The sequence below is a fragment of the Paraburkholderia megapolitana genome (genome assembly GCF_007556815.1).
In the GTDB taxonomy this organism is placed as follows: Bacteria; Pseudomonadota; Gammaproteobacteria; order Burkholderiales; family Burkholderiaceae; genus Paraburkholderia; species Paraburkholderia megapolitana.
On record NZ_CP041745.1, the window covers coordinates 158823 to 174208 of the forward strand.

Consider the following 15386-nt stretch of genomic DNA (forward strand, 5'->3'; position numbering starts at 1 on the left):
CGCGTCGGCCTGGTCAGATATTGAAACATACCTGTCAAGCCCCTGCTTGGCGGCTAGCCCACACAGGACGGCCGCCCGCGGGGCGATCCGCCGCAAATGAGGGCGATCAGGCGATTTGCAACAGCAGGCCCTTCAGATACTCGCCTTCCGGGAATGCGGTCAGCAGCGGATGATCGACGCCCGCGCCAAGACGCTTCAGGATGCGCGCGTCGACCCGGGCATCGGCCGCCGCGCCGGCGACGATTTTCTGGAACAGCTCGGCGTCGATCGCACCCGAGCACGAGTAGGTAAACAGCAGGCCGCCCGGGCGCAGCAGCCGGCAGCCGGTCAGGTTGATGTCCTTGTAGGCGCGTGCCGCGCGGTCCACGTGCTCGCGCGAAGGGGCGAACTTCGGCGGATCGAGCACGACGAGATCGAAGCGCTCGCCGTCGTCATGGAGGCGCCGCAGCGTCTTGAACGCATCCGCATCGAGCCACTCGGCGCGCGCCGCATCGAAGGCATTGGCCGCAACGTTCTGCTGCGCGAGCGCCAGCGCTTCGCCCGACGAATCGATCGAGACGACCCGTTTTGCGCCGCCTTTGAGCGCAGCCAGCGAAAAACCGCCGGTGTAGCAGAAGCAGTTCAGTACGTCGCGGTCCTGGGCGAACTGCTGCACGAGCGCGCGGTTATCGCGCTGGTCGACGTAGAAGCCGGTCTTGTGGCCGTTGCGCACATCGACGTGATAACGCACGCCGTTTTCGCTGGCGATCAGCGTCTCGGGCGGTTCGTCGCCGGCCAGCACGCCGGTGATCTGCTCGAGGCCTTCCTTCTCGCGGATCGACACGTCCGAGCGCTCGTAGACATTCGGGCAATCCGTTACGCCGGTCAGCGCATCGACGATCGCGGCTTTCCATGCTTCGACGCCGGCCGCCATGAACTGACACACGAGCTGGCCGCGGCCATCGTCGGCGGTGTAGTGGTCGACGATCAGACCGGGCAGCCCATCGGCCTCGCCGAAGATCAGCCGGACGGCGCCGGTATTGCGCACCATCGTTTGCCGGTGCGCGAGCGCGCGTTGTACGCGGCGCTTGAAGAACGCGTGATCGATCGGTTCGGCTTCGTCGAAGCTCCACACCCGCGCACGGATCTGCGAATGCGGGCTATAGGCGGCGCGCGCGAGAAAGCGGCCGTCGTGTGCGCGTACCAGCACGGTCGCGCCCTGCGCCGGCTTGCCCTCGACGCGATCGATCGCATTCGCGTAGACCCACGGATGGCGCCGCTGCAGCGATTTTTCTTTCGACGGTTTTAGCGTAACGATATTCATGACTTCATTTCGTAGAGGGATTCAGCACGGCGGTGCGCCGGCTGTGAGCACGTGAGCACGCATGCGGAAGACTTCAGCCGCGCTTCTTTGCGCGCGGGTGCGCCTGGTCGTAAATGCGCGCGAGATGCTGGAAATCGAGGCCCGTATAGACCTGCGTAGCGGTGATGCTGGCGTGGCCGAGCAGTTCCTGTACGGCGCGCAGGTCGCCGCTCGACTGCAGCACGTGCGTCGCGAACGAGTGACGCAACACGTGGGGATGCACGTTGGCCGGAATACCCGCCACGAGCGCCGCGCGCTTCACGCGATCGCGCACGACGTTCGGCGACATCCGGTTGCCGCGCACCGACAGAAACAGCGGATGCGGATCGTGTTTGACGAATTCGCCGCGCACCGCGAGCCACGCGCGCAATGCATCGATTGCCTTGCTGCCCACCGGCACGACGCGTCGCCGGTTGCCTTTGCCGAGCACTTCGACTTCAGCGGAGTCGAGCTTGAGCCAGCCCGCCGATTGATAGCCGCCGCCGCTCGCGTACTGCGCATCGAGCCCGACGAGTTCGGCAAGCCGCAGTCCCGACGAATAGAACAGCTCGAGAATCGCGTGGTCGCGGACACCTTCGGTGCCCTCGGCGGCGGGCGCTTCCATCAGACGGTGTGTGTCGTCGACGGAGAGCGCCTTTGGCAGCGTCTTCGGGCGCTTCGGCGCACGCACGGTCGCGACCGGGTTGGCCGGCAGATCGATACGTCCCGCGAACCAGCGATAAAACGCGCGCCACGCGGACAGCCGGTGGGCGATCGAGCGCGCCGACAGTCCGCCCGCATGCGCCCGCGAGACAGCGCCGCGGATATCGATGGCAGTGAGGCTTTCGAGCGCCCTGCCGTTTGCGAGCTTCTTCAGTTCGTCGAGTTCGTGTGTGTAGCCGCGCAACGTATGCACCGACAGCCGCCGCTCGTGTTCGAGGTTTGAGAGGTAGTCGGCGACGGGATCGGCGAGGGTCACGATGGCGGCGCGCGTTAGCGCGGCAGCAGACGGCTCAGCGCCGCGCTGGCGAGCGCGCCGATGTGCGTGAGGAAGTCGGTGGCCATGCCGTCGTGGAAGCGTCGCGCATCGGGCGAGCCCATCACCAGCAGGCCGAAGGCGGTGGCATCTTCGTTGCCCTCGGGATCGCGCAGTGCGAGCAACGCAATCGATTCGATCGTGTCAGGCGCCGCAGCGTCGCCTGTCGAGTCGTCCGGTACCGCGGCGACGGACGGCGCGAGCCACTGCGCGGCTTCGAAGCCGGAGTTCGCGCCGCAATACGGCGTAGCAAGGCTGTTCGCGAAGATCCGCACTTCTTCGCCGACCTGCCGCGTGAAATCGGCGTGCGCATATTGCTCGGCGACATCCCATACGCGCAGCGCGGCTTGCGGCACATCGAAGACCTCGCGTAGGCCGTGCGCGATCACGCGCGGCAGCGCATACGGGTCGCGCTCGGCGATCACGCGCTCGGTCCAGCGGTTGAACTTCGACGCGATGCTGTCGTTCTCGTGCCCGTAGCGCACGAGCTCGGCGAGACGGCGTTCGAGGTGCTTGTTCTTGTCGCGCAGCATGTCCATCTGCCGCTCCTGCAGCGACACGGCAGCCTTGCCGTGCGGGTTCGCAAGCCGGATGGTCGCGAGCATCTCCGCGTGTTCGGCGAAGAATTCGGGGTTGGCTAGCAGGTATTCGGCGACTTCGCGATCGTTCATGGTTTCGGCGGATGGGCGCCCGTTGCCGGACGCTGCGTTAAATGAGAAAAATCAGTCGGCCAGCTCGATCTCGCCTGCGAAGACGGTGACGGCGGGACCCGCCATCAGGAGCGGCGCACCGTTCTGCGTACGGTCCCACGAAATGGTCAATGTGCCGCCGTGCGTGTGCACCGTGACCGGCGAATCGAGCAACCCGCGCCGGATGCCGGCCGCGACCGCGGCACATGCGCCGGTGCCGCATGCAAGCGTCTCGCCTGCGCCGCGCTCATACACACGCAGGTTGATCTCGCGGCGCCCGACGATCTCCATGAAGCCTGCGTTGACGCGTTGAGGAAAGCGCGGATGTTGTTCGATGATCGGACCGTCGGTGGCGACGGCAAAGGCTTCGGTGTCGTCGACGACCTGCACCGCATGCGGATTACCCATCGATACCGTCGAGATCCAGCGCGTCGTGCCGTTCACATCGAGCGGCCAGAGCGTATCGTCGCCTTCGTGGCGCCCTTCGAGACCGCTCGCATCGAACGGCACGCGTGCCGGTTCGAAGATCGGGCTGCCCATATCGACGACAACTTCGCCATTGGCCTGTATCGTCAACGTGATGATGCCGTTCTGCACCTGGACGCGCACGCTGCTTTTATCGGTCAGGCCCGCGTCGCGCACGAACTTCACGAAGCAGCGCGCACCGTTGCCGCAATGTTCGACTTCGCCGCCGTCGCAGTTATAGATGCGATATCTGAAATCGACACCGTCGATGGTCGGCTTCTCGACCAGCAGCAACTGGTCCGCGCCGATGCCGAAATGCCGGTCCGCGAGCGCGCGCACCTGCGTGGCCGTGAGATCGAGCGGCTGCGTGATGCCGTCGAGCACGACGAAGTCGTTGCCCGCGCCGTGCATTTTGGTGAATTTCAGTTTCATCCCGCTATTGTAAGGGACGCGCGGGGGCGTTTATGCGTTTGTTGTCGGGGTGCAGCGAGGCGCTAGTCGCGCATCGCGCGCCGCGCCGCAACGCTTCAGTAAAAACCGGGCTCGCCCGGCGGGCGTGTCTTGAAGCGCTTGTGCACCCAGTAGTACTGCTCCGGCATGCGCAGAATCTGCTCTTCGAGGAACGCGTTCATGTAGCGCGCATCCGCCTCGTCGTCGCCGGTCGGATAGTTTTCCCACGGCTTGAATACGCGCAGACGATAGCCCTTGTAGTTCGGCAGTACCTCGCCGATGAACGGCAACACCTGCGCGCGCCCCACCTTCGCGAACCGGCCGACCGCGGTCAGCGTGCACGCCTGCACGCCGAAGAACGGCACGAAGGTCGAATTGCGCATGCCGTAGTCCATGTCCGCGCCGAGCATCACCGGCTTGCGCTCGCGCAGCCAGCGCAGCACGATGCGCGCGCTGTCCGCGCGACTTGCCAGCTCCGCGTCGAAGCGGCCGCGCGCCGCCTTGGCGACGGCTTCGAGTTCGGGGTTCGACATCGGCTGGTATAGAGAACCGCAGGGCCGATGCAGCGAATAGTTGATGAAGACCGAGCCCGCCTCGATGCCGACAAAATGAAAGCCGAGTAGCAGCGTGGGTGGCATATCGGGGTCGAGAAGATCGACGTCGCTAACCACCTCGATCAGCTTTTCGAGCTTCTTCGCCGAGCCAAACCACTGCACGCTACGCTCGACGTAGCTGCGGATCGCATGGCGGAAGTGCTTCTGCGCGACCTCTTCGCGACGCTCGTCGCTCCATTCGGGGAAGCACAGCTTCAGGTTGATGTGGACGATGCGCCTGCGCCGGCTCGGGATCTGATAGAGCAGCCAGCCGAGCCCGTCGCCGAGGCGCGCGACGAAGCCGTACGGCAGCAGCGCGAACAGTTTCAGCAGGCCAACGGCCAGCTTCACGCCAATCCGGCTCAGCATGAAAATGCTCCGGGCGCGACATTGTGCGGTGCGGTGCCGCTAAATGCGGCAGACGAATGGATATACAGCACGCGTGGGTACTCTGCGACAAATTGAAGAAGTCGCTATAATAAAGGCTTCGCCGAGTTAATAGACAACTTGCGGGGCGAAGCCGGTACAACGATGCATGCATTACGCGTCGAGGCCGGTCTGGAAATCCGCTAAAGCGTCGCCGCTTCAGACACCGAGGCTGGCTACGTGAAACTCAACCGTAACCACACATCAGGAGTCTGTAACGTGGCAAACGATTATCTCTTCACTTCCGAATCCGTTTCCGAAGGCCATCCCGACAAAGTCGCGGACCAGATTTCGGACGCGATTCTCGATGCCATCCTGACGCAGGACAAATACTCGCGTGTCGCAGCGGAAACGCTGTGCAACACCGGTCTCGTCGTGCTCGCAGGTGAAATCACCACGACCGCCAACGTCGACTACATCCAGGTCGCACGCGAAACGATCAAGCGCATTGGCTACGACAACACTGAGTTCGGCATCGACTACCGCGGCTGCGCCGTGCTCGTCGCCTACGACAAGCAGTCGCCGGACATCGCGCAAGGCGTCGACCGTGCGCACGACAACAATCTCGATCAGGGTGCCGGCGACCAGGGCCTGATGTTCGGCTACGCATGCGAAGAAACGCCTGAGCTGATGCCGTTGCCGATCCACCTGTCGCACCGCCTCGTCGAGCGTCAGGCGAATCTGCGCCGCGACGGTCGCCTGCCCTGGCTGCGTCCCGATGCGAAGTCGCAGGTCACCGTGCGCTACGTCGACGGCAAGCCGCATGCAATCGACACCGTCGTGCTGTCCACGCAACATTCTCCGGACATCGAACTGTCCGTCCTGCGCGAAGCCGTGATCGAAGAGATCATCAAGCCGACGCTGCCGGCCGAGCTCATCAAGGGCGACATCAAGTTCCTCGTGAACCCGACGGGCCGGTTCGTGATCGGCGGTCCGCAAGGCGATTGCGGTCTGACGGGTCGCAAGATCATCGTCGATACGTACGGCGGCGCAGCGCCGCACGGCGGCGGTGCGTTCTCGGGCAAGGATCCGTCGAAGGTGGATCGCTCGGCCGCTTATGCAGGCCGTTATGTCGCGAAGAACATCGTGGCCGCGGGCCTCGCGTCGCGTTGCCTGATCCAGGTGTCGTATGCGATCGGCGTGGCGCAACCCACTTCGGTGATGGTCAACACGTTCGGTACCGGCCGCGTATCGGATGCGACGATCACGCGCCTCGTGCAGGAACATTTCGATCTGCGTCCGAAGGGCATCATCCAGATGCTCGACCTGCTGCGTCCGATCTACGAAAAGACCGCGGCGTATGGTCACTTTGGCCGCGAAGAGCCGGAATTCTCGTGGGAAGCCACCGATAAGGCGCTGTTGCTCGCCGAAGCTGCTGGCACGGAGCCGGTTGCCGCGCTCGTGTAAGCAAGCATCGGTTACGGCTGTATCGATCAAACCCCGTACGGCATTGCCTTACGGGGGTTTTTCATGCGCGGCGGTTTTGACAACCCTGAGGGCAACGCCGCCACGCGGCAGGATTTAACGCGTAGCGAACGCGAACGCAAACCAGCCGGCGCTACTCGCACCGAGCCTTCGCGGCCGACGGCTCGTGCTGTGCGGCGCGGGAATGCGCAGCGTGGATGGCGCACGCAGCGGCGCCGGTTTGCGCAGCAGCGTGCGCAGCGACAGTCGATGCGACGCGCGCCGGGACCGCAGCGTCGAGAAGAACGCATAGAACCAGGTACGAATGCCGTCGACGGGCCGTGCATCGCGCAATTGCTCGGCGAGTGCGCGGGTGCGGGCGGAGTGATGACGCAGCGCGCGCATGACATGGCGCCGCGCCGGACGCGCCGCAGTGAGCGCGGCGTGGGTGAGTCGGGTGCTAAAAAAATTGTGCATGGCTTCGAAAATGGGCGGCGGCGCGCGCGTCAGGAGATGATGCTGCAACACGCAGCAAGCATGCCAACCGGAACGCCACGTGCGATATCAATCGCAACATGGCGGGCGCGTCGGGAAAGCCGGGAGGGCGATCGAGGTATATCGGCGCTTGTGGCACGGGCCTCTGAGGGCCGCACACACAGTGGGAAGGCGGAAATTACAGACGACATGAACGCAGGCTACACGCGATTCATGACTGTCGAAAGTCGGTTTTTACCCTCGCGGCGGTCCGCCCAATCATGCCCTTTGGGACCGATGCCCGTGCACGCTTGCCCTCGCGTCGTGCAGTGCGCCCCATTGACGCAGGAATCCCGAGGCAGCGCGATCCCGCACGATTTACAATCGAGCCTACAGTCAGTCCAAAGAAGCGGAACACCCCATGTCAGGCCATTCGAAGAAAGAGCAGATCCAGACGCTGCGGGAGCAGGGTTTCGTCGTCGTCTCGGGGCTGGTGTCGCCCGAGCGCTGCGCGCAACTGAAGCAGGTTGCACAGCAGCAATTGCAGGAAGCCGCGATGCCAGCCGAATTCGAGGCGGATCTGCGTTATCCGGGCGCACCGGAATCGAAACACGCGCCCGGTGGCCATACCGTGCGACGCCTGCTCGATGCCTACGGGCGTCACGCGAGCTTTCGCGAATGGTCGACTGCGCCGGAGATCCGCGGCTGGATGGCGTTGTACTTCGGCGAGGAACCGCGTTTGTCGCGCGCGCATCACAACTGCATGATGACCAAGCATCCGACCTACGGCAGCCTGACCGGCTGGCATCGCGATGTGCGCTACTGGTCGTTCGAACGGGACGACTTGGTGTCGGTGTGGCTCGCGCTAGGTCCGGAAACGGTCGATAACGGCGGGCTCTGGTTCGTGCCGGGTTCGCACAGCAGGACCTTCACGTCGGACCGCTTCGACAACGCGAAATTCTTCCGCTCGGATCTGCCGGAAAATCAGGCGCTGATCCAGACCGCGTTCTCCCCCGAACTGAAAGCCGGCGACGTCGTGTTCTTCCACTGCAACACGCTGCATTCGGCGGGCAAGAACGTGTCCGACGACGTGAAGTTTTCGCTGGTGTTCACGTATCACGGCGCGAGCAACGTGCCGCTGCCGGGCTCGCGTTCCGCGTCGATACCGGAAGTCGCGTTCTAGGGCGTACCGGAAGCCGGGCTAGCGCAAACGCAAGCGCTAGCGTTTGCCCGACACGACGAGCCCGGTCAATCCAGCGAGCGTCGCGACCACACCGCCCACGATCAGATACATCGTGCGGTTAGTCGGCGCACCGGTGAACACCCGCGACACCTCGTTGCTGAACGAGTGGAACGATTGCCCACCGAAATACAGCAGCACCACACCGCCCGCCAGCAATGCGAGCGAAATTACCTTACCCATGAAACGCCTCGTCGATGAAATCGTGGGCCGCAGTGTAGAAGACGCACGCTGCAACGTCCATCCCGTTGCTCACGCAACGGCCCGTTTCCGCTCGTCGCATGTCGGCCTGCAAGGCGCGTCACGATTCGCTAACATAATGCGTTCGGCATCCCCGCTCTGACCGCACATCGCCGCATGGCGTTGGCGGGCATTCTTTCTCAGCCTGTCTCTTTCTCACCAAGGACTTCACCCATGGCCTACGAAGCAGCTTCGGCACGCTATTCGGAAATGCAGTACCGCGTTTGCGGCAAATCGGGTCTCAAACTGCCTGCGCTGTCGCTGGGCCTGTGGCACAACTTCGGCGACACGACACCGCTGTCGACGCAACGCGACATCCTGCGCACGTCGTTCGATCTCGGCATCACCCACTTCGATCTCGCGAACAACTACGGGCCGCCGTACGGCAGCGCCGAAACGAATTTCGGCCGGCTGTTCAAGGACGATTTCAAACCGTACCGCGACGAACTACTGATCTCGTCGAAGGCCGGTTGGGACATGTGGCCGGGGCCGTACGGCCAGGGCGGCGGCTCGCGCAAGTACATACTCGCGAGTCTCGACCAGAGCCTGCAACGCATGGGTCTCGATTACGTCGACATCTTCTACTCGCATCGCTTCGATGCCGATACGCCGCTCGAGGAAACGGCCGGTGCGCTGGCCAGCGCGGTGCAGCAGGGCAAGGCACTGTATATCGGCATCTCGTCGTACTCGGCGACGAAGACCCGCGAAATCGCGAAGCTGCTTGGTGAGTACAAGGTGCCGCTGCTGATCCATCAGCCCGCGTACAACCTGTTGAACCGGTGGATGGAGCGGGAACTGCTCGGCGCACTCGATGACGTCGGTGCAGGCAGCATCGCGTTCACGCCGCTCGCGCAGGGTCTGCTGACGAGCAAGTATCTGAACGGCGTGCCCGCGGATGCGCGCGTCAACAAGCCGGGTGGCGGCTCGCTGAAGCAGGACCACCTGAGCGCCGAAAACATCGAACACGTGCGCAAGCTGAACGATATTGCGCAGCGTCGCGGCCAGAGCCTCGCGCAGATGGCGCTTGCATGGACGCTGCGCGATGCGCGTGTGACGTCGGCGCTGATCGGCGCGAGCAAGCCGGAGCAGGTGCGCGAGAACGTCGGTGCGCTGAAGAACCTCGCGTTTTCGACGGAAGAACTCGCGGAGATCGACCGTTATGCAACTGAGGGCGGCGTTAATCTGTGGGAGAAGCCGTCGACGGATCAGGCTATCTGACGTCGCAAAGCTTTCGTTCGTACGCAATCGAAGGGCCGCCGTAAGGCGGCTTTTTGCTGCGCTGCTGTTGCGTTGCTTACCAGTTGTCACCGGCGCGACGCCGATTCTTCCAGTTGTCATGTGGCATTGCTAAGTTCTCCGGCGACATCGTGTCGACGGAGCGAAGATGGACGCACAGGCGGCTGCGGGGAAACCGGACGGATCGCCGGCAGCGGGCGCGGATCCCGCCGATCGCGAGGCGCCCACGCGCCGCCGTGTTGCCATCGACGTGCGCGCAAACCTCGCATTGCTCGCCGTCGTGGTGTCGGCCGTGTTGCTGCAATTGGTCGGACTACCGCTGCTGCTGCGACATACAAGCCCGGTAGCGTTATGGCTCGTCATCCCGCTCGTGATACTCGCACCGATGCACTGGGGTTTGATACACGAGGCGATTCATGGGCAGCTGCTGCCGCAACGTCGCATGAATGAATTAGTAGCGCGCATGCTGGCCATCGCTTTCATGCTGCCTTTCGATGCCGTGCGCTTCGGCCATCTGATGCACCATCGCTTCACACGCGAACCGTTCGATCGTCCCGATGTGCACGACGGGACGACGCAGCACCTGCGCGCACGAGTTCGCTATTCCGCGCGGCTTCTCGGTGGTCTGTATGCAGGGGAACTCGTTATGCCGCTACTCGCTTTCGTGCCGCAGCGATATGCGCGTCGACTGGTGGCGTACGCGGTTGGCAGCGAAGGGCCGGTTGGGGCCGATGTGCAGCGACTGTTCGTCGGATTTACCGTCGATCCGGCACGACGCGCACGCATCCGGCGCGACTGGCTGCTGTCGCTCGGGTTGCATGCGATCACGTTCTATCTATACGGCGCGTGGTGGCCGGTGCTGCTCGTCACGATGTATTTGCGCGGCGTGTGGCTGTCGCTGGCGGACAACCTGCCGCATTACGATGTCCGGCTCGACGAACCCGGACGGGCGCGCAATTTCCGCGTGCCGTCCTTCTGGCAGCCCGTGCTGATGAATCATCATCTGCACCAGTTGCATCATCGACACCCGACCTTGCCGTGGACAGCGCTCCCCGCGCTCGCGCACAACATTGCGGCGACCGCTTCAAACGCATCGGACACCGCACACGCTCCCTACTTCCGTACCGCGCTCAAACAGTTCGGGCGGTTCGGCAGGGTGCGTTGAACGGACAGGTTGCAGGTGACGCGTTCGAGCGTCACATCAGCGCCGGTAGACCTTCGACGAGCACCACCGCAAACGCGACACCGAGTAGTGCACCGAGCACGCGCAGGATGTTGTGCTTGAATTCCGTCGCACATGGCAACGCGCCAAGAAATAGCGCGCCAGCCAACGCCATCGGAATCACCAGGATGAAATCGCTGATCGTAAAGTAGGTCGTCATGCTCGTCTCCTTATAGGATCCTCGCTGCATACGCCGCGTCTGATTTTTCTATGGCGGGCGTCGGGCTTGTTTCGAGTATAGGCGACGGTTTACTGGCCGTTACGCGTCAAGATGCTGTTAGAGCGACGCTTCGTACGCGATAAGAGCTAGACGGGGCGCGGTTTTGCACGATTTTCGAGGGCCGCGGAAATGTGTAGCGGATACTTACAACTCGCTTTCCGATTATGCGGATTCGAGGCTAAATAGCGATCGCACCCGCATTTCTGCGCTTCAGGCTTCGCCATTGCGTTCGTGCGTGCGCAGCGACCAGGCGTCGGCGATGCCAAGCAAAAGCAGCACGCACACGAGCCCCGCGACGCCGTTCCAGCCATGCGCGGTCCAGAACCGCCCACCATACGAACCGACGATGCTCGAGCCGAGATAGTAGGCAAGCAGATAGAGCGCGGCGGCCTGTCCTTTCGCCTCTTTTGCCAGCCGCCCAATCCAGCCGCTCGCCACCGCATGGCCCGCAAAGAAGCCAAACGTCACGCACGCGATGCCGGCGGCGATCGCGGCGACTGGATTCAGCATCGTGAGTCCGAGCCCGGCGAGCATGAGCACGAGGCTCGCGATCAGCACGCGGCCGCGGCCAAACGAATCGGCGAGCCTCCCGGACCACGGCGACGCCACCACGCCGGTCAGATACACGACGAAGATCGCGCCGATGGTCGCCTGATTCATCCGGTACGGTGGCGCAAGCAGCCGGTAGCCGATGTAGTTGTAGAGCGTGACGAAGCTGCCCATCAGGACGAAACCCATCGTGAACAGTCTGCACAGACCCGGATGCCGGAGGTGCTTTGCGAGTGCGCGACCGCGCTGCGCGAAACCCAGCCCGCGCCGCGGGACGAAGTGACGCGACGGCGGCAGCAGTGCGCGGAACGCGAGCATCGACAGCAGACCGAGCACACCGATCGTGCCGATCGCGACGCGCCACGAGAACAGGTCCGCGACGATGCCCGTGATCACGCGTCCGGCCATCCCGCCGATCGCCGTGCCGCCGACGTAGAGACCCATCGCAAGACCGAGGCCATCGGGATGCACTTCTTCCGCGAGGTACGCCATCGCGACGGCTGGCACGCCGCCTAGCGCGAGCCCTTCGAGCGTGCGCAACACGAGCAGCGGATGCCAGTGCGGTGTGAAGGCGACGGCGAGCGTCAGCACGGCGGACAACGTCAGCGACGCGGTCATCAGTCGATGACGACTCCAACCCTCCGACACGAAGCCCGCGACGAACACGGCGACTGCGAGTGCGGCCGTCGTGAGCGATAGCGACAGACTGCTTTGCGCGGGACTTACGCCGAACGCCTCGGAAAACGCGGGCAGCAACGGTTGCACGCAGTAGAGCAACGAGAACGTCGCATAGCCCGCGAACAGCAGCGCGACACTCGCGCGCCAGTAGGCCGGTGTGCCGCGTTCGAGGTAGGGCTCGTCGTGTCGCGGGGTGGATGAAGGAGTGGCAGTGGAAGCAGTCCGGTAACGGTCCGGCGATGCAGTCAAGAAGCGGTCTCCCGAGCGGTGAAGATGAGCAGCGCGATGAGCGGTGCAAAGGTCTCAACGATACGCCGATCGGGAAGTATGGGATGCCGTGGTGCGCAACAGTTGCACGTATGCGCTCAGCCGTTTGCCGCAGCAGGATGAACGAGCTGATCGCCGGTAGGCAACTGCGACGCGTCCCACCCGCCCCCAAGCGCCTTGATCAACGCGACGCTCGCAGCCATCCGCCGCCGCGCGATCGATACGGCTTGCCGCTCGTTCGTGAGCGCGGTGGTTTGCGCGACGACGACGTCGAGATAGGTGATCGCGCCGTTCTTGTAGCGGTCCGAGACGATCGCGAGTGCCCGCTCGGCCGCGGCGACGGCCTGGTCCTGCGCGCGCGCTTCCTGCTCGAGCACGCGCAGCGCGGCGAGATTGTCTTCGACCTGACCGAATGCGGTCAGTACCGTTTGTCGATACTGCGCGACGCTTTCGTCGTAGTGCGCTTCGGCTTGCGCTTTCACCGCGGCGCGCCCGCCGAAGTCGAGCAGCGTGCCGGCCAGCGACGGACCGAGCGACCAGAACCGCGCGGGCGCCATCAGCCACTGGCTGTAGTTGGTCGCCTCAAGGCCACCGGTCACCGAGAGGATCAGGTTCGGAAAGAACGCAGCAGTCGCCACGCCGATCTGCGCATTCATATCGACGATATGACGTTCCGCCGATGCAATGTCGGGCCGCCGCTCGAGCAGCGCCGACGGCACGCCGGTGGGCGCGACGACCGGCACCGCCGCGAGCGGCGCGACCGGCAGCGCAAACGTGGATGGCGACTGGCCGGTGAGGATCGCGATCGCGTGTTCGAGCTGCGCGCGCTGCACGTCGAGATCGATGGCCTGGGCTTCGGTGGTTTGCAGTTGCGTTTGCGCCTGCGCGACGTCGGCGTCGGTGGCGATGCCACCTGCCAGACGATGCTGCGTCAGATCGAGCGCTTCGCGATACGCCTTGATCGTGTCGTCGAGCAAACGACGTTCGCTGTCGATGCCGCGCAGTTCGAAGTAATCGGTGGCGAGTTCGGCCTGCATCGACAGCAGCGCGGACTGCACGTCGGCGGCGCTGGCTTGCGCATTGGCCTTTGCACCTTCGACGCTGCGCGACACCCGGCCCCACAGATCGGGCTCCCACGACGCGTCGCCCTGCACGACGTAATCGTTGATCGTGTAACCGGCCGTCGATTTGTACATCACGTTGTCCGACGTACGCGTGCGCGAAAAATCGCCGCCCGCGCCTACGACCGGAAAGAAGTTCGAGCGGAACTGCGCGACCGCCGCGCGAGCTGCGCGAAAACGCGCTTGCGCGGCCTGTACGTTCTGGTTCGCACTGCCGGCTTGCTGTTCGAGAGCGTTCAGCGCGGGGTCGCCGTAGATCTCCCACCATGCGCCGCGCAGGGTGGTGTCGGCGGGTTGTGCGGGTTGCCAGCCGGAGCCTTCGAGTTCCTTGTAGGTCGCGGCTGTAGTGGCCGTCGGCCGCACGTAGTCCGGGCCAACGGCGCATCCGCCCAGTACGCCGGCGACGATCAGTGCGGCGAGAGAAATACCAAGAGGTGCAACAAGGGGCGCGGCACGCATGACCGCGCGTGCGGACTGCAACCGCACTGTTGTGCTCAAGAAGAAATTCGCCGGCTTCACTCTGCAGCCTTCGGCGTTTCACCGCTCGCATTGCTACCGGCGGCCGCACTCGCTGCCGGCTTCGTCGCAGCAACCCGCACCGGCGCACCGTCGACGATCGAATCCTGCGGATTCACGATCACCCGCTCGTCGCCCTGTAACCCCGACACGATCGCGACCCGCGTGCCGAAATCGGTGCCGAGCGACACGCGTACGAGCTTCACGTGCTGTTGCGCGTCGACGGTCGCAACCGTTACACCGCCCGGACGAAACAGCAGCGTATTGCCAGGCAGCGTATAAGGTGCCGCGCCCGCGCCGAGTGCGAAATGCACCTGCGCATACGCACCGGGCAACAACGCGCCGCTGCGGTTGTCGACGTCCACTTCGGCGAGCATCGTGCGCTGGATCGGATCGACGGCACCGGAGGTACGCGCGACGGTGCCCGGATAGCGCTTCGACGGCGCTTCGGTCAACGTCAGATAGGCGCCCTGCTGGGCACGCACTTCCTGCGCGTACGCCTGCGGCACGTTGACATAGACGCGCAGCCGGTCGGCGGCCGCGACATGGAACAGCTCCTTCGCCGGGCCGCCAGCGCTGCCCGCATCGATCAACGCACCGACATCGACGTTACGCGCAGTCACGATCCCGTCGAACGGCGCATAGACCTTCTGGAATGACTGCGTCTTTTCGAGTCGCGCGACGTTAAAGCGCGCGGCGTCGAGCGTGCCCTTCTTCGCGAGCATGTCGCCGACTTTCTCGTCGGTCTCCTGTTTCGATACCGACTTGCTCTTCAGCATCTCGGTCCAGCGGTCGGCGGTGCTTTTTGCGAGCGCATAGTTTGCGTCCGCGTTGACGAGATCCGCGCGCGCCGAGCGCAACTGGTCGTCGACCTCGGGGGTTTCGATGTCGGCGAGCAGTTGTCCAGCCTTCACGTGCGCACCGATGTCCGCGTACCACTGCTTCAGGTAGCCATTGGTGCGCGCGTAGATCGGCGTATCGAGAAACGCCTGCACGTTGCCCGGCAAGACGAGATCGAGTGCTGCCGACGATTTCTGCGGCAGTACGACAGCCACGCTGAGCGCACTTGCGTGCTCTGCGTCGCGCTCAAGCGCGGCATGCGCGCTGTGCCGCGACCAGATGCCCTGCAGCGCGAGCACGAGCACGACGACGATTGCCAGCACAGTCAGCCAGCGCGTGCGCCGCTTGCTCGCGGCCGTGCCGCCAGGCTGGGATTCGTCAGGACGTTGACCTTCCATC

General features: G+C 64.2%; 15 protein-coding genes. 4 read left to right on the forward strand and 11 right to left on the reverse strand.

Annotated elements, in window-relative coordinates; all coding sequences use genetic code 11:
• Positions 1 to 106: 106 nt before the first annotated feature.
• From FNZ07_RS14045 to FNZ07_RS14065, 5 genes are all read right to left on the reverse strand, one after another.
• Positions 107 to 1303, reverse strand: a complete 1197-nt coding sequence (locus tag FNZ07_RS14045) for a class I SAM-dependent rRNA methyltransferase (protein WP_091019439.1) — start codon at positions 1301 to 1303, stop codon at positions 107 to 109.
• Between the two features lie 73 nt (positions 1304 to 1376).
• Entirely contained in the window at positions 1377 to 2300 is a 924-nt protein-coding gene (gene xerC, locus FNZ07_RS14050; RefSeq protein WP_091019441.1) for a tyrosine recombinase XerC, read from the reverse strand.
• 14 nt (positions 2301 to 2314) lie between these two features.
• The gene (locus FNZ07_RS14055) at positions 2315 to 3028 is read right to left on the reverse strand and encodes a DUF484 family protein (RefSeq protein WP_091019443.1); all 714 of its coding nucleotides are present in this window, start codon (positions 3026 to 3028) and stop codon (positions 2315 to 2317) included.
• Between the two features lie 51 nt (positions 3029 to 3079).
• Positions 3080 to 3943: a diaminopimelate epimerase gene (dapF, locus tag FNZ07_RS14060; protein ID WP_091019445.1), complete on the reverse strand. Its 864-nt coding sequence runs from the start codon at positions 3941 to 3943 to the stop codon at positions 3080 to 3082.
• Positions 3944 to 4038: 95 nt separating this feature from the next.
• Positions 4039 to 4923: a lipid A biosynthesis lauroyl acyltransferase gene (locus FNZ07_RS14065; protein ID WP_091019447.1), complete on the reverse strand. Its 885-nt coding sequence runs from the start codon at positions 4921 to 4923 to the stop codon at positions 4039 to 4041.
• A 276-nt stretch (positions 4924 to 5199) separates the two neighbouring features.
• On the opposite strand from FNZ07_RS14065, the gene metK reads away from it, so the two are divergent.
• Complete coding sequence (gene metK / locus FNZ07_RS14070; protein WP_091019449.1) at positions 5200 to 6387, forward strand: methionine adenosyltransferase; 1188 nt, start codon at positions 5200 to 5202, stop codon at positions 6385 to 6387.
• Between the two features lie 114 nt (positions 6388 to 6501).
• Here the strand turns inward: metK and FNZ07_RS14075 are convergent, their stop codons facing one another.
• Entirely contained in the window at positions 6502 to 6861 is a 360-nt protein-coding gene (locus FNZ07_RS14075; RefSeq protein WP_091019563.1) for a hypothetical protein, read from the reverse strand.
• A 418-nt stretch (positions 6862 to 7279) separates the two neighbouring features.
• Here FNZ07_RS14075 and FNZ07_RS14080 point away from each other — a divergent pair, with 418 nt between their 5' ends.
• Positions 7280 to 8041, forward strand: a complete 762-nt coding sequence (locus FNZ07_RS14080) for a phytanoyl-CoA dioxygenase family protein (protein ID WP_091019452.1) — start codon at positions 7280 to 7282, stop codon at positions 8039 to 8041.
• 36 nt (positions 8042 to 8077) lie between these two features.
• Here the strand turns inward: FNZ07_RS14080 and FNZ07_RS14085 are convergent, their stop codons facing one another.
• Entirely contained in the window at positions 8078 to 8281 is a 204-nt protein-coding gene (locus FNZ07_RS14085) for a DUF3185 family protein (RefSeq protein ID WP_091019454.1), read from the reverse strand.
• 231 nt (positions 8282 to 8512) lie between these two features.
• Between FNZ07_RS14085 and mgrA the strand changes: the two genes are divergently transcribed.
• Together mgrA and FNZ07_RS14095 are read left to right on the forward strand one after the other, a co-directional pair.
• A complete protein-coding gene (gene mgrA / locus FNZ07_RS14090) occupies positions 8513 to 9556 on the forward strand; it encodes an L-glyceraldehyde 3-phosphate reductase (RefSeq protein ID WP_091019456.1) in 1044 nt (347 codons plus the stop codon).
• A gap of 166 nt (positions 9557 to 9722) precedes the next feature.
• Complete coding sequence (locus FNZ07_RS14095; protein ID WP_091019459.1) at positions 9723 to 10739, forward strand: fatty acid desaturase; 1017 nt, start codon at positions 9723 to 9725, stop codon at positions 10737 to 10739.
• 31 nt (positions 10740 to 10770) lie between these two features.
• On the opposite strand, the gene FNZ07_RS14100 is transcribed toward FNZ07_RS14095, so the two are convergent.
• From FNZ07_RS14100 to FNZ07_RS14115, 4 genes are all read right to left on the reverse strand, one after another.
• The gene (locus FNZ07_RS14100) at positions 10771 to 10956 is read right to left on the reverse strand and encodes a hypothetical protein (RefSeq protein ID WP_091019462.1); all 186 of its coding nucleotides are present in this window, start codon (positions 10954 to 10956) and stop codon (positions 10771 to 10773) included.
• 270 nt (positions 10957 to 11226) lie between these two features.
• On the reverse strand, positions 11227 to 12492 hold the full coding sequence (locus FNZ07_RS14105) for an MFS transporter (RefSeq protein ID WP_091019464.1): 1266 nt from the start codon (positions 12490 to 12492) through the stop codon (positions 11227 to 11229).
• Positions 12493 to 12608: 116 nt separating this feature from the next.
• Entirely contained in the window at positions 12609 to 14090 is a 1482-nt protein-coding gene (locus FNZ07_RS14110) for an efflux transporter outer membrane subunit (protein ID WP_091019565.1), read from the reverse strand.
• Between the two features lie 56 nt (positions 14091 to 14146).
• On the reverse strand, positions 14147 to 15385 hold the full coding sequence (locus FNZ07_RS14115; protein WP_091019467.1) for an efflux RND transporter periplasmic adaptor subunit: 1239 nt from the start codon (positions 15383 to 15385) through the stop codon (positions 14147 to 14149).
• Between the last annotated feature and the right edge of the window lies 1 nt (position 15386).

Excerpts from the sequence above, each read along its gene's own strand:
- FNZ07_RS14045 (WP_091019439.1), bottom strand. The coding sequence starts at position 1,303 with ATGAATATCGTTACGCTAAAACCGTCGAAAGAAAAATCGCTGCAGCGG.
- FNZ07_RS14055 (WP_091019443.1), bottom strand. The coding sequence starts at position 3,028 with ATGAACGATCGCGAAGTCGCCGAATACCTGCTAGCCAACCCCGAATTC.
- dapF (WP_091019445.1), bottom strand. The coding sequence starts at position 3,943 with ATGAAACTGAAATTCACCAAAATGCACGGCGCGGGCAACGACTTCGTC.
- FNZ07_RS14065 (WP_091019447.1), bottom strand. The coding sequence starts at position 4,923 with ATGCTGAGCCGGATTGGCGTGAAGCTGGCCGTTGGCCTGCTGAAACTG.
- FNZ07_RS14075 (WP_091019563.1), bottom strand. The coding sequence starts at position 6,861 with ATGCACAATTTTTTTAGCACCCGACTCACCCACGCCGCGCTCACTGCG.
- FNZ07_RS14080 (WP_091019452.1), top strand. The coding sequence starts at position 7,280 with ATGTCAGGCCATTCGAAGAAAGAGCAGATCCAGACGCTGCGGGAGCAG.
- FNZ07_RS14085 (WP_091019454.1), bottom strand. The coding sequence starts at position 8,281 with ATGGGTAAGGTAATTTCGCTCGCATTGCTGGCGGGCGGTGTGGTGCTG.
- mgrA (WP_091019456.1), top strand. The coding sequence starts at position 8,513 with ATGGCCTACGAAGCAGCTTCGGCACGCTATTCGGAAATGCAGTACCGC.
- FNZ07_RS14095 (WP_091019459.1), top strand. The coding sequence starts at position 9,723 with ATGGACGCACAGGCGGCTGCGGGGAAACCGGACGGATCGCCGGCAGCG.
- FNZ07_RS14100 (WP_091019462.1), bottom strand. The coding sequence starts at position 10,956 with ATGACGACCTACTTTACGATCAGCGATTTCATCCTGGTGATTCCGATG.
- FNZ07_RS14110 (WP_091019565.1), bottom strand. The coding sequence starts at position 14,090 with ATGCGTGCCGCGCCCCTTGTTGCACCTCTTGGTATTTCTCTCGCCGCA.
- FNZ07_RS14115 (WP_091019467.1), bottom strand. The coding sequence starts at position 15,385 with ATGGAAGGTCAACGTCCTGACGAATCCCAGCCTGGCGGCACGGCCGCG.